19 protein-coding genes and 2 pseudogenes are annotated in these 25,929 nt (G+C 60.4%); all 21 read right to left on the bottom strand.

Annotation, left to right across the window (positions count from 1 at the left end):
* Positions 1 to 54 precede the first annotated feature (54 nt).
* The 21 genes and pseudogenes from AACY18_RS14130 to AACY18_RS14035 all read right to left on the bottom strand — a co-directional run bounded on the left by AACY18_RS14130 (position 55) and on the right by AACY18_RS14035 (position 25,926).
* Positions 55 to 321, bottom strand: coding sequence for a hypothetical protein (locus AACY18_RS14130; RefSeq protein ID WP_339432614.1), 267 nt, complete (start codon positions 319 to 321; stop codon positions 55 to 57).
* Entirely contained in the window at positions 318 to 1,607 is a 1,290-nt protein-coding gene (locus tag AACY18_RS14125; protein WP_339432615.1) for a motility associated factor glycosyltransferase family protein, read from the bottom strand. Before AACY18_RS14125 ends, AACY18_RS14130 begins: the two co-directional genes overlap by 4 nt.
* Before the next feature lie 87 nt (positions 1,608 to 1,694).
* A complete protein-coding gene (locus tag AACY18_RS14120) occupies positions 1,695 to 2,621 on the bottom strand; it encodes a ketoacyl-ACP synthase III (protein WP_339432616.1) in 927 nt (308 codons plus the stop codon).
* Between the two features lie 226 nt (positions 2,622 to 2,847).
* Entirely contained in the window at positions 2,848 to 3,900 is a 1,053-nt protein-coding gene (pseI, locus tag AACY18_RS14115) for a pseudaminic acid synthase (RefSeq protein ID WP_339465200.1), read from the bottom strand.
* Positions 3,893 to 5,398, bottom strand: coding sequence for a UDP-2,4-diacetamido-2,4,6-trideoxy-beta-L-altropyranose hydrolase (gene pseG / locus AACY18_RS14110; protein WP_339465199.1), 1,506 nt, complete (start codon positions 5,396 to 5,398; stop codon positions 3,893 to 3,895). Before pseG ends, pseI begins: the two co-directional genes overlap by 8 nt.
* A complete protein-coding gene (pseF, locus tag AACY18_RS14105) occupies positions 5,395 to 6,090 on the bottom strand; it encodes a pseudaminic acid cytidylyltransferase (RefSeq protein ID WP_339432619.1) in 696 nt (231 codons plus the stop codon). Before pseF ends, pseG begins: the two co-directional genes overlap by 4 nt.
* The gene (locus AACY18_RS14100) at positions 6,087 to 6,707 is read right to left on the bottom strand and encodes a pseudaminic acid biosynthesis-associated methylase (RefSeq protein WP_339432620.1); all 621 of its coding nucleotides are present in this window, start codon (positions 6,705 to 6,707) and stop codon (positions 6,087 to 6,089) included. The genes pseF and AACY18_RS14100 overlap by 4 nt, the downstream gene beginning before the upstream one ends.
* A 31-nt stretch (positions 6,708 to 6,738) precedes the next feature.
* Complete coding sequence (pseC, locus tag AACY18_RS14095; protein WP_339465198.1) at positions 6,739 to 7,896, bottom strand: UDP-4-amino-4,6-dideoxy-N-acetyl-beta-L-altrosamine transaminase; 1,158 nt, start codon at positions 7,894 to 7,896, stop codon at positions 6,739 to 6,741.
* A complete protein-coding gene (gene pseB / locus AACY18_RS14090) occupies positions 7,893 to 8,894 on the bottom strand; it encodes a UDP-N-acetylglucosamine 4,6-dehydratase (inverting) (protein ID WP_339432622.1) in 1,002 nt (333 codons plus the stop codon). Before pseB ends, pseC begins: the two co-directional genes overlap by 4 nt.
* A 30-nt stretch (positions 8,895 to 8,924) precedes the next feature.
* Positions 8,925 to 11,840 carry a TIGR00180 family glycosyltransferase gene (locus AACY18_RS14085; RefSeq protein ID WP_339465197.1) on the bottom strand — a complete coding sequence of 972 codons (2,916 nt, stop codon included), beginning with the start codon at positions 11,838 to 11,840 and terminating at the stop codon, positions 8,925 to 8,927.
* A gap of 55 nt (positions 11,841 to 11,895) precedes the next feature.
* The gene (locus AACY18_RS14080) at positions 11,896 to 12,633 is read right to left on the bottom strand and encodes a cephalosporin hydroxylase family protein (RefSeq protein ID WP_339432624.1); all 738 of its coding nucleotides are present in this window, start codon (positions 12,631 to 12,633) and stop codon (positions 11,896 to 11,898) included.
* A gap of 17 nt (positions 12,634 to 12,650) precedes the next feature.
* On the bottom strand, positions 12,651 to 13,721 hold the full coding sequence (locus tag AACY18_RS14075) for a class I SAM-dependent methyltransferase (protein ID WP_339465196.1): 1,071 nt from the start codon (positions 13,719 to 13,721) through the stop codon (positions 12,651 to 12,653).
* Positions 13,718 to 14,569 carry an NAD-dependent epimerase/dehydratase family protein gene (locus tag AACY18_RS14070; RefSeq protein WP_339465195.1) on the bottom strand — a complete coding sequence of 284 codons (852 nt, stop codon included), beginning with the start codon at positions 14,567 to 14,569 and terminating at the stop codon, positions 13,718 to 13,720. Before AACY18_RS14070 ends, AACY18_RS14075 begins: the two co-directional genes overlap by 4 nt.
* Positions 14,566 to 15,792: a class I SAM-dependent methyltransferase gene (locus tag AACY18_RS14065; RefSeq protein WP_339465194.1), complete on the bottom strand. Its 1,227-nt coding sequence runs from the start codon at positions 15,790 to 15,792 to the stop codon at positions 14,566 to 14,568. The genes AACY18_RS14070 and AACY18_RS14065 overlap by 4 nt, the downstream gene beginning before the upstream one ends.
* The gene (gene rfbC, locus AACY18_RS14060; RefSeq protein WP_339465193.1) at positions 15,789 to 16,349 is read right to left on the bottom strand and encodes a dTDP-4-dehydrorhamnose 3,5-epimerase; all 561 of its coding nucleotides are present in this window, start codon (positions 16,347 to 16,349) and stop codon (positions 15,789 to 15,791) included. Before rfbC ends, AACY18_RS14065 begins: the two co-directional genes overlap by 4 nt.
* Positions 16,346 to 17,428 carry a CDP-glucose 4,6-dehydratase gene (gene rfbG, locus AACY18_RS14055; RefSeq protein ID WP_339432629.1) on the bottom strand — a complete coding sequence of 361 codons (1,083 nt, stop codon included), beginning with the start codon at positions 17,426 to 17,428 and terminating at the stop codon, positions 16,346 to 16,348. Before rfbG ends, rfbC begins: the two co-directional genes overlap by 4 nt.
* Positions 17,410 to 18,183 (bottom strand): glucose-1-phosphate cytidylyltransferase, encoded by a 774-nt coding sequence (gene rfbF / locus AACY18_RS14050; RefSeq protein WP_221732002.1) that lies wholly within the window; start codon positions 18,181 to 18,183, stop codon positions 17,410 to 17,412. Before rfbF ends, rfbG begins: the two co-directional genes overlap by 19 nt.
* 248 nt (positions 18,184 to 18,431) lie before the next feature.
* Positions 18,432 to 20,420: a calcium-binding protein gene (locus tag AACY18_RS14045; RefSeq protein WP_339432631.1), complete on the bottom strand. Its 1,989-nt coding sequence runs from the start codon at positions 20,418 to 20,420 to the stop codon at positions 18,432 to 18,434.
* A 236-nt stretch (positions 20,421 to 20,656) separates the two neighbouring features.
* Positions 20,657 to 22,507, bottom strand: a pseudogene (locus AACY18_RS28060) (glycosyltransferase); the annotation flags it as partial.
* A gap of 1,221 nt (positions 22,508 to 23,728) precedes the next feature.
* A pseudogene (locus AACY18_RS28055) lies at positions 23,729 to 24,250 on the bottom strand (glycosyltransferase family 2 protein); the annotation flags it as partial.
* A gap of 107 nt (positions 24,251 to 24,357) precedes the next feature.
* Positions 24,358 to 25,926: a flagellar hook-associated protein 3 gene (locus tag AACY18_RS14035; RefSeq protein ID WP_339465192.1), complete on the bottom strand. Its 1,569-nt coding sequence runs from the start codon at positions 25,924 to 25,926 to the stop codon at positions 24,358 to 24,360.
* Positions 25,927 to 25,929: the final 3 nt, after the last annotated feature.

The following is a 25,929-nucleotide window of genomic DNA, read 5'->3' as shown; positions in this document are numbered from 1 at the left end:
GACGTCATAAAACCGACTTCGGCGCAAACCTGCGGGCCAGCGCAGTCGCCGGGCTCAGACCAGGACACTTTCCAGCAAGTCGAGCAGTTCGTACTCCATATAGTCGGCCAGTCCCAACCAGTCCTGGCGCTCCTGACAATCGAGCATTTGCGTGAGCACCTGCGCCCACATTTGCTGGACATCGGCAGGCGCCGAGAGCAGCAACTGCTGCGCACCTTCGAAGACATCGACCATGCTCAACCCCGCCTCGACATCCCGCCCCAGCCGAAACAGACCAGCACACTGACGGCATTCGCCGATACACTTTTGCATCGCCGTCATTGCACGAACTCCTGATTGAATTGCGTTCCGGCGATCAGCGCACCCGCCCTGCTGCTATTGAAAAACTCAACGTGCGGATGCGCAGCGATGTAACGCTCCAGCACGCACAGGTAACCGCGGAAGTTGAGCTGGGTGCTGACTCGCTGGCCATACCCGTCGCGCACCCAGTGCCGCGCCTGACTGACCCCAGGCCCCAGATCGCCATCGCTCCAGCCAGCGTGGGTCTTGTTCATCGGAAAGGCGAAATCGGCGCCAAATAGCGTGAGACGAGACGCGCCCATTTTCACCGCCAGATCAACGGCCGGGTGAATCACGCTTCCACCGACATGCAGCAATGCCCGCGGATGCTGCTCCCGCAACCCGGCATACACCGGGCTGGCCGAGTAACTGCCATAGCGCTTACCCTTCCAGGCCCGCAAAACCTCGGGGTCGCTCATGGGCAAATACACCAGCGCGATACCGTCGGACGCCTCGAACGGCAAATGACGCAAGCTGATCCGCTGATCAATGGTCACCACCAGATCCGGCACGATCCCGCGCTCAATCAACGGCCGATAAGCCGTGTCGACACAAATGAACAGCGGGCGCTGAGCCTGAGCCCGCAGCGCAGCCAATCGTTCAAAGTGCCCTTCCAGGGTCGGTCCGGTGCCGATCACGTAGATCTCGCGATCGGTGCAGGTACCGAATAACTGCGCCACATCGTCATCACCCAGCAGCACTGGCAGGCAATCCTGCAGACGCTGTTGAATGAACGGCGACTGCGCGTCGAACTCGCGATTGTTGAACCTCAGATGGACTTCGTTCACCAACCGATCGCGGATCTTGGCGTTGTAATCATCGGCCAGCAGCATCTCGGCAGGCAGCGCGAAGAACGGCGTGAAAAAGTCCAGATGATCAGCGGCGTAAAATAACTCGACGCGTGGATCTTCCAGCCATCCGCGCTGATCGAGCAATTGCACCACCAGTGCGAACAACGCTCCATTGAGGATATGCACGTACAAACGTTGCAATCGGTCACGCTCAAGCAGCACAGCAGGTAAATCACCGAGACCGGTGCCGTAGACGTGTAATTGCGCCTTGTCCGGCAGACTGGCCGCCTGAGTATGCGCCTCCTGGAGGCGATCGTGACGGCTAGTGAGTTGAACGCCATTAATGCTGAGCGTCGAGCCCAGCCCCTCAATCAACTGAGCTGCAAGGGCCGCACTGTCTTCAGCCAGCAGTCGCTCGAACAGCGCCGGCCAGCGCCGCTGCAACACCTCGGCATTGGCTTGAAAAAACTCCTTCATGGCGCCTCGCGCTCCCTTTCAGGCAAAAAAATAGCGTTCAAGGGTAACCTTGAACGCTATTTTTGTATCCGCCGTTTTTTGCTTGGCTCATGGACGATAGATGATCGCCGACCCCCACGACAGACCGACCCCGAAACCGCTCAGCGCAACGCGCTGCCACTGCGAGTCGAGGGCATGTTTTTCCAGCAGCAACGGAATGCTCGACGACACGGTGTTGCCGGTCTCGACCATGTCCTTGATGAACTTCTCAGGCTCACCTTCGAAACGCCGGGCCACCGCATCGACAATCGCCGCACTGCCCTGGTGAATGCAGAAGGCGTCGATGTCGTCCGCCTTGAGGCCGGAATCGTCGAGCAGTTCATGCAAGTGCGCCGGGACTTTGAGCAGCGCGAAGTTGAACACCTGACGCCCGTTCATGAAGAACACGCCATCGGTCACTTTCAGGTGCGGCGCACCGGAACCGTCGGTGCCGAACTTCGCCTTGCCCAGCGCCCAGGCAGGGTCTTCGCCCATCCAGGTGGCGGTGGCGGCATCGCCGAACAGCATGGTGGTGTTGCGGTCTTCCGGGTCGACGATTTTCGAATACGGGTCAGCGGTGATCAGCAGGCCGTTCTTCAGGCCGGCGGCTTCCATGAAGCCCTTGATCGCATAGATGCCGTAGACGTAACCGGAGCAGCCCAGGGAAATATCGAACGCCGCGACATTAGTCGGCAGACCGAGTTTGTCCTGGACGATTGCAGCAGTATGCGGCAGGCCTTCTTCGTCACCGTTCTGAGTGACGACGATCAGTGCGTCGATCGATTCACGCTTCAGTTCAGGGTTGCTGGCAAACAGCGCATTGGCCGCTTCCACACACAGATCGGAGGTTTCCTGTTCAGCATCTTTGCGCGGCAGGAAGGCCGAACCGATTTTACCGAGGATGAATTCTTCATCCTTCTCGAATTTTGCACCTTGTGCGTAATTGTCCACGCCGGCTACAGGAACGTAGCTCGCAATGCTTTTTATGCCAATCATTACGGCTTCCCAATATAAAACAGCCCAAAACCACCGCTCGCAAGGATTCGAGGGGCGCCGACAAACAGAAAATGGCTGCCACAACGGGCAGCCACGGGGAGCGCATAGGGCTGTCACTGAAACCGATACACGGCCAGGCGCCATCTCCCCGCTCAATACAATACAGTGAAGATGCGCGTTATGACTCGCAGGTCACGCTATTTTGCCGAATCGGATGCAGATTGGGTTATTCGACCAACGACCAATCCAGCGGCGTACCACGCTTGATCGGTGCGCGAGCGCGACGCCCGAGGACAGCATCGGCGTGCTTGGGCGCCAGGCCAAGGCCGGGCCGAATGGCGCGCAGATTGTCACCGGAAAAGGCTTCGCCGGCAGCCATGTCGGCAGTCACATATAGAGAGCGCCGATAGACCAGTGACTTGCGTTCGACTTCGGTGACGCCGTAATGCACCTGCCCCATGGCCTGCCAGGCACGCTCGGTTTCGATGACCAGACTGGCCAGCTCTGCGGGCTCCAGCGAGAAACTGGCATCCACACCACCTGCCGAACGGTCGAGGGTGAAGTGCTTTTCCACCACTGTCGCCCCGAGGGCCACGGCGGCCACCGATACGCCCAACCCCATGGAGTGATCGGAAAGCCCCACTTCACAATCAAACAATTCCCGCAGATGCGGGATCGTACGCACATTGCTGTTGAGCGGGGTCGCCGGGTAAGTGCTGGTGCATTTGAGCAGCACCAGATCCTTGCACCCGGCCTCGCGGGCGGCGCGCACGGTTTCATCCAGCTCAGCGATGCTGGCCATGCCGGTGGAGATGATCAGCGGTTTGCCGGTCGCAGCCACACGGCGGATCAACGGCAGATCGGTGTTTTCGAAACTGGCGATCTTGTACGCCGGCACATCGAGGCTTTCGAGAAAGTCCACCGCCGTGGCATCGAACGGCGTCGAGAACGCGAGCATGCCCAACTCTTTGGCCCGGGCAAAAATCGGCGCGTGCCACTCCCACGGGGTGTGGGCCTTCTCGTACAGATCGTACAGCGAAGTACCGGCCCACAAGCTGTTTGGTTCCTTGATGAAAAACTCACCCTCGGCCAGATCCAGAGTCATGGTCTGCGCCGTGTAGGTCTGTAACTTCAAGGCATGGGCGCCTGCCTTGGCGGCGGCCTCGACAATCTGCAGAGCCACCGCCAGCGACTGGTTATGGTTGCCGCTCATTTCGGCAATGATGAATGGCGGCGCATCGGCACCGATCAGACGCTCGCCAATTTTGAAACTACTCATCGCGGTGATCCTTCAAAACCTTGGTGAACGCGCAGGCACTTTGGGTGAATCCGGCGTCACTAAACACATTCAAAGAGGGACGATTGTCCGGCAGGACCTGCGCCGTAATGGCTCTCAACTGCGGCCAGTGTGCATGGACGAACACCTCACCTCGCGCCAGCAGCGCCCTGCCCCAGCCAAGACCGAACCGTCCCTCCAGCAGGTAGAGCGAAACTTCGGCCTCAAAGCCACGCAGGTCATAACGCAAGACGCCGACCGGACCGTCATCGGCCTCGGCGATCAATAGCAAGCGATGCGGATTGCGCAGGCTCCCATTCAGCCAGTGCAAATGCTGCGGCCACGCGATCGCGCCGCTGTCCAGCGACCAGCACTGCACAGTCTCGGCATTGCGCCCGTCGAACAGCAAGTGCGCATCATCGAGCGTCGCCGTGCGCAGCTTGAGCACCGCACCGGCCAACGCCGCCGCCACCCGCAACGCACCGCGCCCATCCACCAGTTGCCGCGAACGTTCCGACAAGCTCTGGCGCAGATAAAAATTGTCGACGACAAAACCGATGGCGTCGCGCAGTTGTTCGACGCTGACCTGCTCACGGGCGCCCATGAACACATGCGCCCCCGCCGCCGCCATCACTTCGCCGTTGGCCTGCTGATTGTTCGACACTGCGATGCACAGGGTTGGCAGGCCCAGGGCCGCGCGCTCCCAACTGGTGCCGCCACCGGCGCCGATGAACAGATCGGCGCCGATCATGCGCTGCTGGAAATCGCTGACGAAACTGTGCAGGCGCCAGTGCGGCCGTGTTTCGGCCAGTGCCTGCATTTGCTCCCAGGCCGGATTGTCTGCACCGGCGACGAAATCCACTTCCAGATCAGTGAAATCCTGCAGCGCGAGCATCGCGTGATGAGTCTGCATCGCCACATCGAAACCACCAAAATTCACCAGCACCCGACGGGCCTTGGGTTTGATCTCGATGGCCGGACACACGAACTCTTCACGCAACATGGCGTAGCGTGGACCGAGCAAAATGCGGCAATCGGCGGGCAGCCGCGGCGCGTAGTTCTCGGTGACTCCGGACAGATTCTGATTGAGCAGCAGATCGACGCTGTAATGACGGGTGGCGAGATCGTCCACCGCCGCGATCCGTGGCGCCCAGCGACGGGCCGCGGTTTGCCAGTGATGATCGAGGCCGTAATGGTCGGCGATGATCCAGTCGAACCCGGTATGCCCCTCCAGCAACGATGCCAATGCATCGATATCGGCCTGCCACGGCAGCATCGATTCGATGGCCTGCTGGGGGTCTTCGTCGGGGTAAAAGTCCGGTAACGCGAAGGTTTCAAAACCCTCATCGCTCAGCGAATTGAGCCGATGCCCCGACAACCGCCGGCAGGCAAACGCGACATGACTACCCTGCTTGCGCAGCACCCGCGCCAGCGTCAGACAACGGGCAATATGGCCACTGCCGATGGTCGGCGAGGCGTCAGCGCGGATCAGCACTCTCATTGAAGTTCTCCGCCGGCCTTGAGCGCGGCGTAGAGGTATTCGGCGCGTTTCCAGTCTTCCAGCGTATCGATGTCCTGCACCAGATGCCGCGGCACAATTACCGGCAGGCTCGCGGGGGAATACAGCACCTCACCGCGCAGCCAAGCCTCGCTAAGGCCCCAGTAGAACTGGCCGGCGTCCTGAAACGCTTCGGGCAGATCCTGCGAGCGGGTATCGCGAAATTCCGGGTACAACGCAGTGAGCGCACCCTGCCCGTCCACCGTCAGCGCCCGCTGCACGGGGAAACCAAAGCTGCACACGGAAAACGCAAACGACTTCTGCGGATGCTGCTGCAGCAACCCTAAGCCCTGACGCAGAAAGCGCGCCTGCAACAAGGGCGCGGTGGCGTACACGCAGCAGGCGTAATCGAAGGCCGGGAGCTGCTGCAAGGCATGCGTGATCACCGCAGCGGTGCCGGTGAAATCATTCGCCAGTTCAGCCGGACGCAAGAACGGCACTTGCGCGCCATGGGCCAGCGCCAGTTCGGCAATTTCGGCGTCGTCGGTACTGACCACGACCTGTTCGAACAGGCCACTGTCGAGCGCCGTACGGATCGAACGGACAATCATCGGCACGCCGTCGAACGGCAACAGGTTCTTGCGCGGGATGCGTTTGCTGCCCCCGCGCGCCGGGATGATTGCGACGTTGCTCAAGGGCGTTTTTCCAGCAGGAACCAGGTGACATCGTCCGCCGGGAACTGCGGATCGCGGTGGTAGACGAAACCGTAATCGAGCAGTTGCAGATCCGGATAGCGATCAAGTATTTCCCCGGCGAAATCGCGCTTGAACAGTTTGCCGCTGTTGCCGCGATAAGACACTTCCACCGGCGCCGGGTTGTAGTACTCGGCGATCAGAATGTAGCGCTGACTCAACGCGTACAGCTGCGCATAGGCAGTCGGCAGCAACTCCGGCGCCAGATGGATCAACACGCCTTTGCTCAGGGTCAGGTCGTAACTGCGCTCGCGGGGAAAGTCGAACAGCGAGCCGTGCCAGATCTGCGCGATACCCAGTGCCCGCGCCTGAGCGCAGGCGCTTTCGTTGATCTCGACCCCGAACAGTTCACTTTGCGGCAGCAGTTGATGCAGCGCCTGCAGGTTGTTGCCGGCATTGGTGCCCAGTTCCACCACGCTGTCGATGCGCCCTGCGCGGCTCAGGGCCTTGGCGAACAACGCCAGGTTGGCCGCGACCAGCGGCTGACCGACGTTGCGATCGACGTACTGATTGCCGAAATCGCCCTGCCAGAATTTTTCCTGCTCACTCAGATCACGCATTACACAGTCTCACTCGCCGCCGTAGCGGGATTTATTCGGTCAGCCGGCGCAATTGCTCGACCACATGATCCTGCTGCTCATCACTGAGCAACGGATACAGCGGCAGGCTGATCGCCTCGGCGTAATAACGCTCGGCTTCGGGGAAGTCACCTTCGGCAAAACCCAGGTCGCGATAGTACGGCTGCAAATGCACAGGAATATAGTGCAGGTTCACGCCGATGCCGGCGGCACGCAAGCCTTCGAACACCTGACGGTGGGGCAGACCGATGCGCTCGGTCTGCAAGCGCACCACGTACAGGTGCCACGCCGACTCCGCCTCCGGCTGCGCGCTAGGCAAGGTCAGCGGCAGATACGCCAGCAAACGGTCGTAGCGCGCCGCCAGTTCGCGGCGACGGGCGATGAACCCATTCAGCTTGTTCAGTTGCGACAGGCCCAGCGCCGCCTGCAAATCGGTGATCCGGTAATTGAAGCCCAGCTCGATCTGCTGGTAATACCACGGGCCGTGACTGGGTTCGCTCATCTGTTGCGGGTCACGGGTCATGCCGTGGCTGCGCAGGCGTTGCAAGCGCTCGGCCAGTTGCGGACGATTGGTCAGCACCATGCCGCCTTCGCCACTGGTGATGATCTTCACCGGGTGGAAACTGAATACGGTCATCGCCGCAAACTCCCCGCAACCCACCGGACGCCCGGCATAGCGGGCGCCCACGGCGTGCGAGGCATCTTCGATCACGGTGAAGTTATAGCGCTCGGCCAGTTCGGCAATCTTGCGCATATCGCAGCTCTGCCCGGAAAACGCTACCGCCACCAGCACTTTGGGCAACGTGCCGTCCTGCTCGGCCTGATCGAGCTTCGCTTCGAGGGCGAAGGCATCGAGGTTCCACGTCAGCGGATCGATATCGACGAAATCCACGTCGGCGCCGCAATAGCGCCCGCAGTTGGCCGAGGCCAGAAAGGTGTTCGGCGTGGTCCACAAGCGATCGCCCGGACCAAGGCCGGCAGCGAGGCAGGCGATGTGCAGCGCCGCCGTGGCGTTACTCACCGCTACCGCGAAGTCGGCTTGGCAACGTTCGGCCATCGCCTGCTCGAAGCGCTCGATGCTCGGACCCTGGGTCAGCCAGTCCGATTGCAGCACCTCGACCACCGCATCGATGTCCGCCTGATCAACGCTCTGGCGACCGTAGGGAATCATGCCGACAACTTCGCGTGCAGCTCGGCGATTTGCCCGACCGAGAGGTAGTGCGGATTGGTGTCGGAGCGGTATTCGAAATCTTCACTCACTGGCCGGCCACGTTCGCCGAGCTTGTCGATGGAGAAATCGACATCGACGCTGGTAAAGCGGATCGACGGCTGGATGGTGTAGTGGTCTTCGAACTCCAGGGTCATCCGCGCATCGTCCAGCGGCACCATCAACTCATGGAGCTTTTCGCCGGGGCGAATGCCGACGTTCTTGTGCGGCAAGTGTTCAGCCATGCCCCGCGCCAGATCGACGATGCGAATCGACGGGATCTTTGGCACGAACACCTCACCGCCGTGCATGCGCGCAAAGCTATCGAGGACAAACTGCACGCCGTGGTCGAGAGTAATCCAGAACCGCGTCATGCGTTCGTCGGTAATCGGCAACTGCTGCGCACCGTCGGCAATCAGCTTGCTGAAGAACGGCACCACCGACCCCCGCGAGCCAGCCACGTTGCCGTAGCGCACCACGGCAAAACGGGTTTGTTGTTCGCCGGCAATGTTGTTGGCGGCGACGAACAGCTTGTCCGAGAGCAACTTGGTCGCACCGTACAGGTTGATCGGGCTGGCGGCCTTGTCGGTGGACAGCGCCACAACCCTTTTCACGCCGTTGTCGATGGCGGCGGCGATGATGTTCTCCGCGCCATTGACGTTAGTGCGGATGCATTCGGTCGGATTGTACTCCGCCGCCGGCACCTGCTTGAGCGCCGCCGCGTGCACCACGTAGTCGATGCCGCGCATGGCCTGACGCAGGCGGTCGGCGTCGCGCACGTCACCGAGAAAGTAACGCATGCATGGTGCGTTGAACGTCTGCTGCATTTCGTATTGCTTCAACTCGTCACGGGAGAACACCACCACGCGCTTGGGCTGGTATTGCTCAAGCAGACGGGCGATGAATTTGCGCCCGAACGAGCCGGTGCCGCCGGAGATGAAGATCGATTTTCCGTTGAACATGTATTGATTCCTCTTCCCTGTCCGGCAGGCTTAAGCGAGCAACTGTGCCCAATCCAGCGCAGGGCTGTCAGTGAGCACGTAACCTTTGCCGTGCAGGCTCAGGTTGGCGTTGTAGGCCTGATCCTGGGCGAAAGCGGCTGCCCATTTTTCCATCAGAGCCGCGAGCGCTTTCGGTGCCTGCGGCAACTCGCCCTGATGGATGACCTGCACCGCGGGTGTCCAGACGGTCAGATAACCGGCCTGCCCCGCGCTCAGGCACAGATCGACATCGCTGAAACCATCAACAAAGGTGCTGTCGTCCAGCCCCCCCAAAGCGTCGAACAGTTCTTTGCGGACCATCAGGCACACGCTCGATACCGCCGAATAGTTCTGTTCCACCGTCAGGCGATGCAGGTACCCGTCAGCGTCGTGTTTCTCACCGACGAAAGCCGAACCGACGCCACCGTTCATGCCGAGGATCAGGCCGGCCTGACTGATCTTGCGATCACGGTCGATCAGTTTCGGACCGACCACGCCGACCTCCGGACGCAGGGCGTGGTTGAGCAGTGAGTCGAGCCAGTTCGGGTTGACCACTTCTGCATCAGCAGCCAGCAACACCAGATACTCGCCCCGCGCCTGACGACTGGCCGCGTTGAACAACGCCGCTTCGCTGAACGCCCGATCGGTGCGCAGCACCTGGACTTTGGAGTGCTGATAGGTGCCGAGCCAGTCATTGAGCTCTGCCGTTTGATCCGCCGCGGCGGCGATCAGCACTTCATATTGGTGATAACGGGTGCGCAACAACACGCCTTCGAGGCAACGTTGCAGCACCGCCAGATTGTTACCGGCCGGAATAATGATCGACACCAGCGGGCGATCACTGTGGTGGTAGTCGATCTGGTAAACCCCGGGTACCGCAGAAGTGACCTTGGCCTTGTAGCCGCGATTGCCCAAATGACGCAGCAACGCCAGACGCTCGTCAGGATTCTCTGCCAGTTCTGGGGCTTGGGTAATCAGCAGCGGCTCATCAAGGTGCGCCAGGCTGTTGAGGCCATGCTCTTCGATCAGGCGCAACAGCACATCAAGCTCCAGCGCCTTGCTGAAGTCGGCGCGGTAACCTCCGATTTCCACCAGCGCATCGCGGCGGACCAACCAGTGCCGCGCCATCAGGGTTGGCAGGCTCAGCAACAGGTCGAGGTTGAAACCTGGTCGGAACACGTCCACCAGTACACCGTTTTCCTGGCGCTGGATTTCGTCCGTGGACACTGCACGGCAATCGCCGGCGTTCATCAGTTCCAGACTGGCACGCAGCAGACCACTGGCGGTGAACTCATCACCAGCCTCTGCCAGCAGCAACCAGTCGCACGGCGACTGACGCGCACTCTGATTGAGCTTGTCGACCAGATTGCCCGGTGTCACCCGGACAAAGTGCAGGGTGTTCTGTGAGGTGGTTGCGGCCGGTGCTTCGCCGGTGGTGAACACGACAATCCGGAAGGCCTTGCACTGCCCTTCCAGCAAGCTGTCGAGAGAGACCTGAATCTTGTCAATGTCGCCATCCAGATCCAGCAGAAAAATGCCGAACTGCGGGCCACCGCCATTCTCCGCCAGATGTTGGCTGATTGCCGCGACCTGCTGCTCGTCTGGTGCGCGTGCGGCCAGCCATTTGAGCAGGCGACCGGACTGCATCTTTTCCATGACTGCATGATGATCTTCGATGGTCAAAGCTTCGAGGCGCTCGATCCATGCCTGCATATCCCGGGCTTCTTCTGCTTCGCCCATCGACACCAGTTGCGTCGCCAGACGCTTGACCACGGTACGGTTGAACGCATTCAGGTCATGGGCCTGCCAGAGACGGTCGAGCACACTCTCCGGCGTGTCGTTGTTGCGTGCTTGCAGCAAGTGCGCCTGACGGGTCCAGACGCCCTCAAGCCCTTCCAGTTGGATGCGCCCCGCCGGCATGGCGTGCAGCATGAATTCGAACTGCGCCAGGCGGTCGAAGAACGCCTCGTTGTAGAACGGCATTTCGACGTACTGCAATGGCCCGAACCGGCGATCCGGCTGCTTGAGTTCCTGATTCCAGGTGGACTGGATGATCAGTTCCGCCGTCAGTGCCCGGCCCGATTGCAGGCTGTCGACCATCGCTTCGAAACTTCGCAGGGCGAACGCCTTGCCCTGCTCGGCGTCGAGATTCTTGACGTCGGTCGGCAGCGCGGCGAGGAACTCGGCAAACGCTTCACGCTCGGCTACTGACTTGGCATCGACGTAGGTCAGCGAGTGATACACCTCGGTACTGTGTTCGGACGCACCATAGTTGATCTCCCGTACCACATAAGGCATTGGCAGAATCCGCGCCTTGGCACTGGCCAGCAGGTAGTAGACATGGCCGATTTCCTGCCATTGAAAACTGGTGCCCGGCGGTAGCGCCGAGTGCCATTTCTTCATCAGGTCAGTACGGGTCACCGCGTAAAACGGCGGGATGTACTGACGCATGTAATCGATGACCCGATCCTCAGCCTTTTCAGCGCAGTAGTCTTCCTGGACCTTCTTGTCGCGGCGGTAGTAGCTGACGCCACCGGCCAACGTCAGGTACATCAGGCAATAGCCGTGGCACATGCCGTAATCCGGATTGGCATGCAGGAAGCCAACGGACTCAGCCAGGGAGTCGTGCAGGATGAAGTCATCGTCAGCCGCCAGCACCATGTAAGGCGTGGTCAGTTGCTCCACACCATAAGCCAGTTTGGCCTGCATGCCCCAGTAGGCAAATTGCGGCACATGATGGTAATCGACAGCGGAAAAATCCCCTTCCGGCCGCTCGGGTGTGGAGTCCAGCACCATGATCCGGCAGGGCAAGCTGCTGTAATACTTCACCGCCCGGCGCAGAAACGCCGGCCGATTGTGAGTAATCAGCACCACGGTCAACAGCTCGTTGAGCGGTAGCGCCAGTTCAGAACTGTACTTGCCTTGCATAACTTCTCTCCACAACCGGCGACTCGCCGAGATAACGCTTTGGTGATGTTGCGAATTAACGAACGCGACGCAGATAGCCGTCCGGCGCCACGGTGATCAACAGTTTGTTTTGCAACTGCTGGTCGATCTCGAAATCCTTGTTCTCTTCCAGGTATTTCCATACCGCGGTTTTCGGATTGTCGCCCGGACCCCATGGACGATCCGGGAAGAAATCGGCGGGCATGTCTTCGACCACGGTGTCCATCACCACACAGTAGCTGTCGACCGACACCAGCGGTGCGTACAGGCGCAGCTCTTCGAGGACGTGATCGTGGGTGTGGTTGGAGTCCAGTACCAGAATGACCTTCTTGCCTTTGGCGGCGGCTTGCACCTGGGCAGCGATGGCCGCGTCGATGCTCGAGCCTTCGATCATTTTGATGCGCTTGGCCATCGGGTGGCTTTCAATCGCTTCACGGTTGTGTGGGCGAATGTCGAGATCGATGCCCAGTACTTCGCCGTGACCCTGCAGCTCCAGCAATGAGGCGTAGTAGATGATCGAACCGCCGTGGGCGATGCCGCATTCGATGACCAGATCCGGCTTGACCTGCCAAATGATCTCCTGCATTGCCATCATGTCCTGAGGCAACTGGATGATCGGGCGGCCCATCCACGAGAAGTGGTAGCTGTACTTGTGTTTAGCCGATTCGTTGAAGAAATCACGGGCCAGGCCAGTGAGTTTCTGGTCGTCACCCTGCTGGGCGATCTGCTCACGGCATTCGGCTTCGAAGGCTTGATTGATGCTGTTGTCGGTCATGTTCAAAGTCTCAATGGTCACTGGAACGAAGCGCTGTCAACGGCGTGATAGACGTAGCGTCCACCGGTCATCCGCTTGATCTCTTCGAGGTAATTGGAGTTCATCACAAACAGGTTGGCGCCTTCGGGCAAGGCGTCCATGGCTTCTTGCGGCGAGGACACACGTGCGCCGCTAAGCGGCAGATAACGCCCCTGCTTGGCCGGGTTGATATCCACCACACGATCCACCGCCACACCGGCGCGCTGCAGGAAGAGCGAATAGATCACGCCTTTGGACGAGGCGCCCCAGATCGCCGAGCCCTGCTCGGGGGCGGACTGGATGATCTGCACCGCGCGTTCAAGGCTCGCGGTGAAATCGTCCGGCAACATCAGGCGTGGCACCGGTTGCTGCGGAGTCAGGCGCAACGTCGAAAGGTCGGCGACGATGTACAGGTATTGGCCGCCAAACAGGTGGCCGGCCTCGTGCACCGTGTCGAACATCCGGCGCAGGTCATCGAGGCGGAAATAATTGACGTGTTCGTAGAACAGGTCGAACCAGGCCTTGTGCTCGAGGATCCAGTCGAAGCACGGCACCTCGATGTAGATCTGCCCGCCCTGATTGGCTTGGGCGATCACCGACAGAAAGCTCACCGGGTCTTCGATGTGTTCAAGCACATGGCGCAGCACGATGGCGTCCGCCGCCAGACCGAGGCCACGGGTGAACGGCGCCTTGATCACGTCGGCATTCTCGCCTTCGTAGGCCGGATCGATCCCGGTGATCGAATAACCGAGGCCCTTGAGCAGCTCAAGGAAGTAGCCCTTGCCGCAGCCGACTTCGATCAGTTCCTGGCCCTTGAAGTGCCTGGCGATGATGCTTTCGACGTCGCTCAGGTGCTTCTGAAACTGGCCGGAATGCGCCTGCTCGTTCTGGTAGTCGGCGTCATAGCTGAGCTTGTCGGCATCAAACGCCGCGTTGAAGATCAGACCGCTGCGCTCATCCTGTACCAACAGCATGTCGGCACTGGCCGAGGCTTTCGCCGACTCCGGGTCAGCGAAGGTGCGGTTCTGCAGCACCGGCAAATCGGTGACCCGATACAACTCGTGCCTCATTGCGACTCTCCCAGTAGCTGTTGCAAACGCTCGGTCACGGCCCAGAACGCCATCGGCTCATGGCTCGGATAAGGGTAATGGCCCAGGTTCAGATTCAGTCGCGCACCGCGCTCGCGCAGACGTTGTTCAACCAGTGCACGCACCGATACCGGTTGGCCGCTGGCACAATTGATCACGCCGTTGAAATCGCGCTGATGCACGATCGTGGCGAGGTAATCGGCGGCGCTGGCGATCGGCAAAAAGTCACGCAGTTGCTCGCCACCAGACATGTTGAACGACGCGTCCCCGGCATCGATCGCCCGGTCCAGCGCCGCCAGCAGACTGTTGGGGTTCTGCCCTTCGCCATGCAGGTAAAACAGCCGCGCCCACTGCAAGGTCAATGGCTGTTCCTGCTGCAGGTTTTGCAAAAACAGGTGCAACGTGTGCTTGGCCAGCCCGTAGGGATTGCTCGGCCGTGGCTCGGTGGTTTCGCTGAGCGGGCCGCTTTGCATGCCGTATTCGAAGCAGGTGCCGGTGACCAGCACTTGTTTCACGCCCGCCTCGACCGCACCTTTGATAAAGCGGTAGTCGGCCATCAGGTTGTGCTCGAAATGGAACAGTGCGCGATAGTTCGGCAAGCCCGGCCAGGCCAGATGCGCCAGCGCATCGACACCTTCGGTCAACGCGATTACGTCGAGATCGGCGGCGTGAATATCCGCTGCGACGAATTCAACGTCATTGATCCACGGCATGCCCTGCGCGGTTTCTGCGTTGCGTGCCACTGCACGAACGGTGCAACCGCGTGCCAGCAATGCCGAGACCAAATGTCGGCCAACGAAACCGGTAGCGCCTGTGACGAGGACTTTCACAGCACTTTCAACTCAGGCACGGCAATCACGAAGTGGCCATCCCACTGGCGCACTTGCGCCAGTTGCTGGCTGACTTCGTGCAGCAGGTTCCATGGCAGCACCAGCACGTAGTCCGGTTTCTCGATGTCGATCTGCGCCGGCGCGACAATCGGGATGCGGCTGCCCGGCAGAAACTTGCCCTGCTTGTGCGGATTGGCATCGGCCACCCACGCCAGCAAGTCAGGTTTGACTCCGGCGTAGTTGAGCAGTGTGTTGCCCTTCGCTGCGGCGCCATAGCCGACCACGCGTTTACCGTCAGCCTTGGCCTGCAACAAAAAGCGCAGCAGTTCATGCTTGATGCGTTCGGCGGCAGGCGCCAGGGTCGCGTAGTACTCGGCGGTTTTCACGCCCGCATCCAGTTCAGCCTGCAGTTGTTGCTGCACCGCCGGTTGTACTGCGCGACGCTCGCCGTCCTTGCGCTGGACGAAGACGCGCAGCGATCCGCCGTGAGTGCTCAACTGGCTGACGTCGAAGACTTCCAGACCGTTGCGCTCGCACAGAGTCTGCACGGCAGTCAGCGACAGATAGGAATAGTGCTCGTGATACAGCGTGTCGAACTGCGCGCCGGCCATCAGCGTCAGCAGTTGCGGGAATTCGAACGTGGCCACGCCAGTCGGTTTGAGCAGCGTGGCGAAGCCACCGAGGAAATCGTTGATGTCCGGCACATGCGCAAGCACGTTGTTGGCGGCCATCAGGTCGGCGCCCCAGCCTTCGCTGTTCAACTGCGCGGCAGTGTCGCGACCGAAGAACAGCTCACGAATCTCCAGGCCTTTTTCCCGCGCCGCTTGTGCGGTGCTGCGGGTTGGCTCGACGCCCAGGCACGGAATGCCGCGACCCGCGACGTATTGCAGCAGGTAGCCGTCATTGGCGGCGACTTCAACCACGCGGCTGTCAGCCGTCAGGCCAAAGCGCTCGACCATCTCGGCGACATAGCGCTCGGCATGCGCTAGCCAGGTGCTGGAAAACGAACTGAAGTAGGCGTATTCAGCGTCGAAAAGGCTGTCGGCACTGGTGTAATCCTCGGTCTGCACCAGCCAGCATTGCTGGCACACGGCGACCTTCAATGGCACCCATTGCTCGGCCTGCTCCAGGCGATCGGCGTGCACGTATGCATTGGACGGTGGCGAGGTGCCGAGGTCGATCAGCGGCAGGCTCAGCGGTGCGGCGCACCCACGGCAGTTCATAGACGCACTCCAGCAAAGTGTTGATCGAGCGCGGGATGGCTGGAATCACGCGCTGACAAATTATTGACAGGCAACGGCCAGGCAATCGCTAGCCGTGGATCGTTCACCGACAAGCCGCCCTCATGCTCCGGCGCGTAATCGGCGCTGTGCAGGTAAAGCAGCTCGGCGTCCTCGGTCAGGGTCTGAAAGCCGTGAGCGAAGCCGGCCGGAATCAGCAGGCTGCGACCGTCGCCAGCCTTCAGATGCTCGGCATGCCAGTGCAGAAAAGTCTCGGAGTCCGGGCGCAGATCCACCGCCACGTCCCACACCTCACCGCGCAGGCAGGTGATCAGCTTGGCTTCCGGGGCGTTGGCATTCTGGTAATGCAGACCGCGCACACTGCCCTTCTCGCGGGTGCAGGAATGGTTGATCTGACGGATATGAAACTCGCTGCCAAACGCACTCAGGCTGCCCTCGCAGAACAGTCGGGCGAAGTGTCCGCGCTGATCTTCGAAACGCTTGTGCTCGACGCTGAACAATCCGGCCAGCGGCAACGCCTTCAAGGAAAACTCGCTCACAGCGCGCCTCGGTACAGGTTCAGTTGGCCGAGGGTCACGGCGCGCATGTCATCGCCGCTCTGCCACGCCAGGTGCCAGTCGAGGGTCTGAGCCAAACATTGCTGCAAGGTCCAACGCGGTTGCCAGCCCAACACCTGACGGGCGCGACTGCTGTCCAGGCGCAACAGACCGGCCTCGTGCAATTCGCTTTTTTCGATGCGCAGACCGCGTGCCTGTGGCCAGCGGCTGGCGAGCAATTCGACCACTTCGCCGACGCTGCACATGTCCGCTTCGCTCGGGCCGAAGTTCCACGCTCCGGCATACTCCGGGCCTTGTTCGTAAAGGCCGGCGGCCAGTTGCAGGTAACCGGCCAGCGGCTCCAGCGCGTGCTGCCAGGGGCGTACGGCTTGCGGGTAACGCAGGGTCACCGGCTCGTCTGCCGTCCAGGCTTTGAGCACATCGGGAATCAGTCGCTCTGGGGCGAAATCACCGCCGCCCAACACATTGCCGGCACGCGCCGTGGCCAGGGCCAGACCGTGCTCGGCGTACTTGTCTGCCGCAAAGAAAGAGGCGGCGTAAGACTGCGCCAACAATTCACAGCAAGCCTTGCTGCTGCTGTAAGGATCATGTCCGCCGAGGGCTTCGTCTTCGCGGTACGGCCACAGCCATTCCTTGTTGGCGTAGACCTTGTCGGTGGTCACCAGTACGCAGGCGCGCACGCAACCGACCTGACGAATCGCTTCGAGCAGATTGAGCGTGCCCATCACGTTGCTGGAATAAGTGCCCAGCGGATCGCGATAGCCTTCGCGCACCAGCGGTTGAGCCGCCAGATGCAAGACGATTTCCGGCTCGGTGTCGGCGATGATTTCGAGCAAGGCGCCGAGATCACGCAGATCGCCGCGCTGATCGTTGATGCCTTCGTGGACTCGCGCCAGTTCGAACAGGCTCGGCTCAGTCGAAGGATCGAGGGAAAAACCGCTGACTTGCGCGCCGAGGCTTTGCAGCCACAGGGTCAGCCAACTGCCCTTGAAACCGGTATGCCCGGTAACCAGCACACGCTTGCCACGCCAGAAGTCCGCACTCAGGCCCATTGCTTCCATGGGGCCTCCCCGCTCTGCCACAGCGCTTCGAGGTGATTCTTGTCGCGCAGGGTGTCCATCGGATGCCAGAAGCCTTCGTGTTCAAAGGCTTTCAACTGTTCGTCCTCGGCCAGACGAGCCAAGGGTTCGGCTTCCCAGGTGGATTCGTCACCCGTGATGTACGGCAGGACTTTTGGCGAGAGCACGAAGAAGCCGCCGTTGATCCAGCCACCGTCGCCACGAGGTTTTTCGGTGAAACCGAGCACCTGATCGCCTTGACGCTCAAGGGCACCGTAGCGGCCGGGTGGCTGCACGGCGGTGACGGTCGCCAGACGACCGTGGGCTTTGTGGTAATCGACGAGCTGAGCAATGTTGATGTCGGAAACGCCGTCGCCGTAAGTGAAGCAGAACGCCTCTTCATCTTGCAGATAACGCGCGGCACGCAGCAGACGACCACCGGTCATGGTTTCCTCGCCGGTGTCGATCAGGGTGACGCTCCACGGCTCGCTGTAGTTCTGGTGCACGTCCATGCGGTTCTCGCGCATGTTGAAGGTGACGTCGGAGGTGTGCAGGAAGTAGTTGGCGAAGAAGTCCTTGATCGCATAGCCCTTGTAGCCCAGGCAGATCACGAAGTCGTGAATTCCGTGGGCGGAATACTGCTTCATGATGTGCCAGAGAATTGGCTTGCCGCCGATCTCGATCATGGGCTTGGGCTTGAGGTGCGACTCTTCACTGATGCGCGTGCCGAGGCCACCCGCCAAAATAACTGCCTTCATCGTCTCCCCTCTTGTTCTTCACCGGGCTGCGCATGGCTTCGTTGAGCGATGCGGGCCATCTGGCTAACCCTTTTGCCGCCTGCGGCGCCGCTGCGATGACCGCGAGCGCTCGTTTTATGGCGATTTGAGGAGGACTTGCAGGAAACGCGCCAGCTCCGCTGCGTCAGGTGCGCCGCGAGGCATGAAAAAGGGATGAATCCAGCAGCGGATTCATCCCTTTCATTGCGCTGCATCAACAGATTGAGCGATCAGCCAAACAGGGCGAAGCCATCGACAGTCGCCGGCAGGTCGTAGACTTGGCCGTCGGCAGTCTGCAGGTGCTCGATGTTGTTGAACCCGGCATACCACCCCGCCAGTTTCACGCCGTTGTCCGGCACACTGGTGCTGCCGTCGTTGGCGCTGTGCAGGTAGGCGTCGTCACCGATACGGGTGACGTTCAACTGGCTGGCGTTGGTGATGGTGTTGAGGATGAGCGTGTCGTTGATGTCCAGCCCGTAATCCTGAATCGTCACCAGGCCGCTGGTGTTGACCACGTAGGTGTCATCACCCTGGCCACCGTAGGCGCTGCCGCCGGAATTCGACTGGCCGGCCAGGTTGAGAATCAGCAGATCATTCCCGCCGTCGCCATTGAGCACATAGTTGCTGCCCGTAGCCGTCAGCACATCGTTGCCTTCACCGCCAAAGGCCATGCCCCGACCCAGCGTGATGGTGTCGTTGCCGTCATCGCCACTGGCCCAAGTGAACAGACCATTGCGGGCACCGACGATGACATCATCCCCCGCGCCACCCGACAGAGCGTCGGACTGCCCGGCCTTGTCCAGACCGGACGCCAGGCCGCCATAGATATGGTCATTGCCATCGCCACCGGTAATCTGGTCGTCGCCGGCCCCGCCCTCGAGGATGTTGTCGTCCGAATTGCCTTGCAGCGAATCGTTGTACTGGCTGCCGCGCAGGCCTTCGATATCGATGTAGATATCGTAGAGCGCAATTCCGCTCTGCGGCCCCCAGTTCAGAGAGGCGCTCAGGCCTTCAGCGCTGTCGTCGTAACTGACGATGTCGATACCGGCGCCGCCTTCAAAACGGTCGCCACCTGCACCGCCCAGCAACACGTCATTGCCGGCACCGGAGATGATGGTGTTGGCTTCGTCGTTACCGTAGCCGGTGAAGTCTGCAGTGCCGGTGTACGTCAGGTTTTCAATGAAGGGGTCCATGTGCATCGATGACAGGCTGGTGTACAGCTGATCGGTACCGCCCATGTAGCCCTCGACTTCCTTGATGGACACACCGACGCTGTTGATGGTGTACACATCGTCACCCGAACCACCTTCCAGCGTCACGCCGCCGACATTGGCGGTGAAATGATCAGCGAACGAAGAGCCGATAACGTGCTCCACATTCAGCAGCGTGACACCCGGCGCCCCGACACGCGGGCCGATGTCGATACTGACGCCATCCAAGGAGTGGCGATAGCTCACAGTGTCGTAGCCGTCGGCGCCATCAACGGTCATCGCGTTATCGAGCAGATACACCACGTCATCGAAGTTCGAACCCTGGATCGCTTCGATGCCGGTAAAGGTGTCTCCATCTGCAATGGTCAAGCCATCATAGTTGGTGAAGTCCTGGACGCGCACACCTTCAAGGCTGTCGGTGTAGCTGACGGTATCGTAACCATCGCCACCGACAAAGTGGTCGGCACCGGCGCCGCCCCACAGCCAGTCATTGCCCGCACCGCCGATGATCTCGTTGTCACTGGCGTTGCCGTAACCCTTGAAATCGCCGTTGCCGGTAAAGGTCAGTTTCTCGATGAACGGGTCCATCTTGATCGTGTTGAGGCTGGTGCGCAGCTCGTCGTAGCCACCGTTGTTTTCTTCAATGAGGGTCACGCCTTCGGCGTCGACGGTGTACAGATCATCACCGCCACTGCCGTCAAGCGTCACGCCACCCACGGAAGCGGTAAAGGTGTCGTTGTAGAAACTGCCAACCACCTTCTCCACCGAAACCAGCGTGTCGACCTTGCCATCAGCCCCTATGACCGTAACAACGCCAGCGCCAACCTCGACACCGACTCCCGTACTCATTCCATAATAGGTCGCCGCATCAAACCCTTCACCGCCGTCCAGCACGTCCGATCCTGCGCTGGCCAACAGTTGATCATCCGACTCCATTCCATAGAGCTCGTCATTGCCGTGGGTGCCAATCAGGACATCCGCTTCACTCGTTCCATTTACTACTGTCATTTGCTTCTTCCTTGCGTTGTTGTCGAATACGGAAATCTGTCACCTCAGATACCGGCCGGACAGGTCTTCACTGGCCGTGCCAATTGAGCACATGGAAAGGTATCGACAGAAAAATCCCGATGCTTGAGCCCGCTGCCAAAAAAGTATCCGACTTGATACAAAAACCTTTTTGCCACGCAAAAAAAAACAGGCGACTCGAAAGTCGCCTGTTTCTCATAGGGCCGTACGCGATTCGATCAATCCGCCAGCCAGCCACTCTCCCAGTAACGCAAGTTGTCGCCACGCAACACGTAGTCTCGCAGCACCACCTCACGCAACTCGTCCCCCATGCGGTAGCTGGCATCCGGGTCGGCCAGGTGCATGCGGATAGCCTGCAACCATTCATCGGTGCTGTTGGTCTTGACCCGGGTGCATGGCAGGTAACCGCGATAGGCCTCGGTGTCGGTGCAGATCACCGGGTAGCCGCAGGCGCCGTACTCCAGCAGACGCAGGTTGCTCTTGCAGTCGTTGAAGATGTGGAATTCCAGTGGCGCCAACGCCAGATCGAGATTCAGGCTTGCCAGTTTGGCCGGGTACACTTCCAACGGGATTACCCCGTGGAATTCATGCATGTACGGACGCAGATCATCCGGGCACATGCCGAAAAACACCCAGTCGACTTCGTTGGCCAGCTCACGCACGACATCGGCGATCACCGCCAGGTCGCCGTGGTGACTGGTGCCACCGCCCCAGCCGACCCGCGGTTTTTTCGAAGTGCGGCGCTGGCTGCGCAGGCCGGTCCAGAGATTCTGGGCAAGCATGTTGGGAACAACGCGAATGTCGTGGTGCATGTCCGACAGCGCATTGGCCAATGGCTGGGTCGATACCACCACGCGATCGCACAAGCCGATTGCCTGGCGCACCATGCGTTCCATCTCCTGCTTGTTGGGCATGTTGCGGATATGGGCATTGCGATGGGGAACGTCGATCACATAGTCATCGAGTTCAAAAATCCGCCGGGCATGGCAGAACTTCTTCAACGGCGGGATTTCATCGATCGCACCTTGCGAGTAGCGCCCTTGCAGAACGATGACGTCCGGTGACTGACGCTCGATTTCAATGATCGACGGCAAGCCGTAGCGAATGCAGCCTTCAGCGCGGTTGGCCGCTTCCAGCTCGATCAGCGGCTGACTCATGCGGTAGTGACCAATGGCAGATGCATTGATCGGCACGGCGAGTACGTTGGGCAATTGCGGTCGCGAAAAAGCCGTCCAGCCGGTGCGCAAACCCGGCTCAAGACTGAAACTCGTCGCACCGACACCCTGCAATGACAGGTTGACGTTGAAGGCTGGATCACGGGCAATACGCGACAACCAGCGCGTGTAGAAGGTCTCCTTCTCATGCATGTGCTGCTGGCCTTCTTCGGCTGTCGCATCGACAGTTGGCCGCACCCCCTGGGCCAGTAAGGCATATGGCGTCCACACCACCAGATAACCTTCCTGGCCAATGCGCAGACACAGGTCGACGACATTGAGCGCCTGCTTAAAATCCTGCTCATCGAGCCCTGCGACAGACTCGAAAACGGCCTTGCGCACCATCACGCAATCACCGCCGACGGCACTCAGGTCATGGGTCGCCTGCAGCCGGAACATGTAGCCGTCGGACTGCAGCGACTGCCCATAAAATGGCAACCCGACGGCTCCTTGCAGGCCGAGGATCATGCCGGCATGCAATACGTAACCGTCCGGGTTGAACAACTTGGCGCCGACCACGCCGACTTCCGGGCGTTGCGCCTGATTGAGCAGTTCGTCCAGCCAGTCAGTGTGGGTGATCACCGAGAAGGTATTGAGCAGCAGCACGTACTCGCCACGGGCCTGCGTCACCGCACAGTTATGCAGGGCCGCCATGTTGTCATGCTGCGGGTAGCTCAGGACGCGAATCCGCTCGCCCCCCAGCTGCGCCATGCCGTCCAGCCATGCCAGCGCCTCGGCGCTTTCACTGCCGTTGTCGACCAGCAACAACTCGTACTCGGAGTAAGCGGTTTTCTCCAGCACGGTCTCGACACAGCGCTGCAAGGCAGCGGTCTGATCGCGCGTGATGATGATGATCGACACACGCGGACGCCGGGCGTGCTGATAGTCGACTCGATTGAGCAACTCGCAACTGCCACGACGAATGCCGTGAGCAATCCCCATACGCTGCAGATGCGCTTCGAGCACCCGTGGATTCTGTTCGATCACCGCCGGCTCAGCCAGCCACCCAGACAGATCGAAAGGCGATTCAAGCAGGACTTCGGCAACGTGCCCGACCACCTGCGGACCTTCGCTCTCGACCATTCGCCACAGCATGTCGTGAGGCGCCAGCTCGGCGAACGTCGTATCGAATCCACCGAGCGCCAGGAAACGTTCGCGCTTGAACACCAAGGCACGCCCGACATACGGATAACTGCGCATGAGGTCGAGGTTGAAATCCGGTTTGAACGCGGGCTCTGCCGATTCGCCATCGCGCAGGCTGCCTTCATCGCTGTACATGCAGCTCAGCCATGGCGAATGCGCAATGCGGTCAGCCATGACCAGCAAGGCCGGCATTACCAGACGGTCCCCAGCCTGTAACAGGTAAAACCAGTCGGCACCTTCGAGTTGCGGCAACAGTGCGTTGATCTGCCCCAACCCGTCATCCTGCAACGGCATACGGAACACTCGCCCATCCAGCATGGGAACGGAGCAGGAGGCGGACAACAGCAGAATCAGCTCCGGCGGATAGTCCTGGGCTGCGAGTGCTTCCAGCGTCCGTTCGACGCCATCGCGACTGCCCTGGGCATCCATGATGATCGGCACAATTCGCGGCTGCTGCGGCCAGGCGGCCAGAGTTTCCGGGAGCAACTTGCGCTGCCCTTCGGTCAGACTGCGGCATTGCAGCCAGTGCGCATAAAGTTCGGCGAAACTCCAGCTATCGATACCGACACACCACTCCTGGCGACTCTGTTTGGTGCCTAGCGTTCGGCTCAGCGGCAGCTCTTCCCAGACACGCGGTGATTCGTCAGCCTTGGTCAGCTGGATATAACGAACCCAGCCCGGGGCAGGTGCAGATTCACCGCTGCGAGCCTTGAGCATTTGCAGAATCCACTCGCGCTCGACCTCAACCGCGTCTTTCATCGGTTGCTGCGCACTCAGACGTTCCGGGTAGAGCCGTTCGGCGCTGAGCACATTATTGGACACCGCCAGATTGCCGCGCCGCAGCAGGCAAACGTACAGGGCGAAATCCAGGGTCGCGACAAAGCAGTGGCCCTCTTGAGTCAGCACCGGCAACAGCTCGACGAGATCCGCACGTCGAAACAAGGCATTGGTGAAACCGCCCAGCACATTGACCGGGAATTTTTCAAAAATGCCCAGCAGGTCGTCACCCTTGAACAGACCGCTGTGGGGTGACAAAGAAGTGTTTTCCAAGCGCGCCGGCAGGATGATGTCGTTGGCGTCCCAGAACAGACGCTGAGCCAGCACCAGGCTGACTTCCTCGCGCAACATCTCGTGCGCCTGCTGCTCGATGCAGGCAGCATAGAGATGGTCATCGTCACAGAGGAACTTGACGAATTCGCCCTGCGCCTGATCGAGGCACGCCTTGAGGTTGCCGACCATGCCCAGGGTGCGCGGGTTGCGCACATAACGCACGGCAACACCGGACTGCTCAGCCACGACGGTGACAATCCCTTCGATCTGCTGGCCCCGACTGTCGTCGCAGACAATGATCTCAAGGTGCGCGTATGTCTGACTGACAGCACTGTTCAATGCCCGCTCGAAGAAACGCGGATTGAAGGCGGGAATAACGAGGCTGACAAGAGGAAGTGAATTCACGGCGGGCTCACAGGCGGTACGAGCCCGCTCGGAAAAGCGAGCCCTTGATACCGCTAAAAAACAAAACTGAGGGACAAGGCAACCGGGCGCTTACGCGCCCGTTGGCGTCAGATCTTGTTGAACAGACCCAACTGACTGATCTTGCTGAACGCCAGTTGTGCAGCCTGCAGCATGGTTTGTTGCAAGGTCAGGCGCGTCATCACTTCAGCCGGATCCGAATCGCGGATCGAACCTTGAGTGGTGGTGTTCGCGGTACTCAAGCTGTCGTTCGTGGAGGCTTGCATATCCAGCGCCTGGCCGCGAGCACCAATTTCGGTGACCGCGGTGCCGATTTGATTGCTGGCCGCATCGATGTTGCCGATACCTGCCTCCATCGCGCCCTGGAATTGTTGCTTGGCCACCGGATCACCATCGATCGGTGTGTTCAGTGCGGTGATCATCTGACCCAGGGTATCAAGCACGTTCTGGGTCTGGTGATCGTTCGATCTGATCGAAAACTGATCGCCGGCGGCCGGCGCAGCGCCCAGCGCGAAAGTGACGCCCGCAGCAGTAGCATTGCTACCCACGACAGTCCCCGAGGACACGGGTTTGCTGTCGGCAGTGACCGGCGCTGCGTACAGATCGAAAGCGGTGGCGCTGGTGAACTTGAGGACTGCGCCACCCTGCGGGAAGGCTGCCGTGTACGCTGCCTCGTCGGTGATGCTGGACCCCGTGATCACCGCAGTCGACGAGTTGCCAGGGCTGCGCGTGGTGGAAAACGAATCCGGCGCAGTCGACAGCAGGAAGCTGTGGCCGGCAATGACCGCGTCCGGGTTGGTGTCACCGGTCTTCAGGTTGATGTTCAGCTTCATGTCGACGCCACGGAAGCTGACCGTCTGGTTGGCACCGCTACTGTTACTGACCAAGCCGTTCTGGCTTGCTTCAGCAGTCACATCGTTGCCCAAGGCATCAGTGATTTTCAGTTGGGTGCTGCTGAGGAAGCTGACGGTGTAAGGCTGGCCAGCGGTGAACTTGGAGTCATAGGTGGCGGCTGTGCCGACTGTACCGTTGGACAGCACGACGCGCCCGTCATCCACGGCTGGCGCGGTCATGGTGACGTTGGTACGCGCGGTATTGATGGTCTGCTGGAAAGCAGCCCAACCAGTGGTGTTGGTGCCGACCGTCATGCCATCACCGATGCCCAGGTTGATCGTGGTCTGATCACCGTTGTAGGAATAGGTGCCGTCAGCATTCTGCGAGTACGGCGCAGTATCAGTTTTCGAACCGGAGAACAGGTAGTTGCCGCCAGCATCCTTGGCGTTCATCAGGCCCAGCACTTGTTGCTGGATCTGGCCCAGTTCCGAAGCGTAAGCCTGGCGATCCTTGTCGGTGGCCGTGCCGTTGTTGGCGGCGAGAGCGAGTTCCTTGGCGCGCGCCAACGCGGTGGTGATTGAATCCAGCGTGGACTCTTGCACGTTCAATGCACTTTTGGTGGTGTCGACGTTGGTCTTGTACTGATCCAGCATTGCGGCCTGTTGACCCAGCTGCAGCAAGCGCCCGGCACCGACCGGATCATCGGCCGCGGTGTTGATGCGCTGCAGGCTGCTCGCCTCGCTGGCGGTGGCAACGGCCTTGTTGAAATTACGCTGATAGTCCGACGCTTGCGTGCCGTAATACTGGGCGGTGGAAATGCGCATGAA

This window comes from Pseudomonas sp. EA_65y_Pfl2_P74 (assembly GCF_963970575.1).
Classification (GTDB): domain Bacteria; phylum Pseudomonadota; class Gammaproteobacteria; order Pseudomonadales; family Pseudomonadaceae; genus Aquipseudomonas; species Aquipseudomonas baetica_A.
Note: the sequence above shows the minus strand (reverse complement) of the source record. Positions and strands in the feature narration are given on the sequence as shown.

What these genes read in the sequence shown, in the direction of transcription:
- AACY18_RS14035 (WP_339465192.1), bottom strand. Translation starts at nt 25,926, where the DNA reads ATGCGCATTTCCACCGCCCAGTATTACGGCACGCAAGCGTCGGACTAT.
- AACY18_RS14045 (WP_339432631.1), bottom strand. Translation starts at nt 20,420, where the DNA reads ATGACAGTAGTAAATGGAACGAGTGAAGCGGATGTCCTGATTGGCACC.
- AACY18_RS14065 (WP_339465194.1), bottom strand. Translation starts at nt 15,792, where the DNA reads ATGAACTGCCGTGGGTGCGCCGCACCGCTGAGCCTGCCGCTGATCGAC.
- AACY18_RS14080 (WP_339432624.1), bottom strand. Translation starts at nt 12,633, where the DNA reads ATGACCGACAACAGCATCAATCAAGCCTTCGAAGCCGAATGCCGTGAG.
- pseI (WP_339465200.1), bottom strand. Translation starts at nt 3,900, where the DNA reads ATGAGTAGTTTCAAAATTGGCGAGCGTCTGATCGGTGCCGATGCGCCG.
- AACY18_RS14130 (WP_339432614.1), bottom strand. Translation starts at nt 321, where the DNA reads ATGACGGCGATGCAAAAGTGTATCGGCGAATGCCGTCAGTGTGCTGGT.
- AACY18_RS14125 (WP_339432615.1), bottom strand. Translation starts at nt 1,607, where the DNA reads ATGAAGGAGTTTTTTCAAGCCAATGCCGAGGTGTTGCAGCGGCGCTGG.
- pseC (WP_339465198.1), bottom strand. Translation starts at nt 7,896, where the DNA reads ATGATTCCCTACGGTCGCCAGAGCGTTGATCAGGCGGACATCGATGCG.
- pseB (WP_339432622.1), bottom strand. Translation starts at nt 8,894, where the DNA reads ATGTTCAACGGAAAATCGATCTTCATCTCCGGCGGCACCGGCTCGTTC.
- pseG (WP_339465199.1), bottom strand. Translation starts at nt 5,398, where the DNA reads ATGAGAGTGCTGATCCGCGCTGACGCCTCGCCGACCATCGGCAGTGGC.
- AACY18_RS14120 (WP_339432616.1), bottom strand. Translation starts at nt 2,621, where the DNA reads ATGATTGGCATAAAAAGCATTGCGAGCTACGTTCCTGTAGCCGGCGTG.
- AACY18_RS14075 (WP_339465196.1), bottom strand. Translation starts at nt 13,721, where the DNA reads ATGAGGCACGAGTTGTATCGGGTCACCGATTTGCCGGTGCTGCAGAAC.
- AACY18_RS14100 (WP_339432620.1), bottom strand. Translation starts at nt 6,707, where the DNA reads ATGCGTGATCTGAGTGAGCAGGAAAAATTCTGGCAGGGCGATTTCGGC.
- AACY18_RS14085 (WP_339465197.1), bottom strand. Translation starts at nt 11,840, where the DNA reads ATGCAAGGCAAGTACAGTTCTGAACTGGCGCTACCGCTCAACGAGCTG.
- rfbF (WP_221732002.1), bottom strand. Translation starts at nt 18,183, where the DNA reads ATGAAGGCAGTTATTTTGGCGGGTGGCCTCGGCACGCGCATCAGTGAA.
- rfbG (WP_339432629.1), bottom strand. Translation starts at nt 17,428, where the DNA reads ATGGAAGCAATGGGCCTGAGTGCGGACTTCTGGCGTGGCAAGCGTGTG.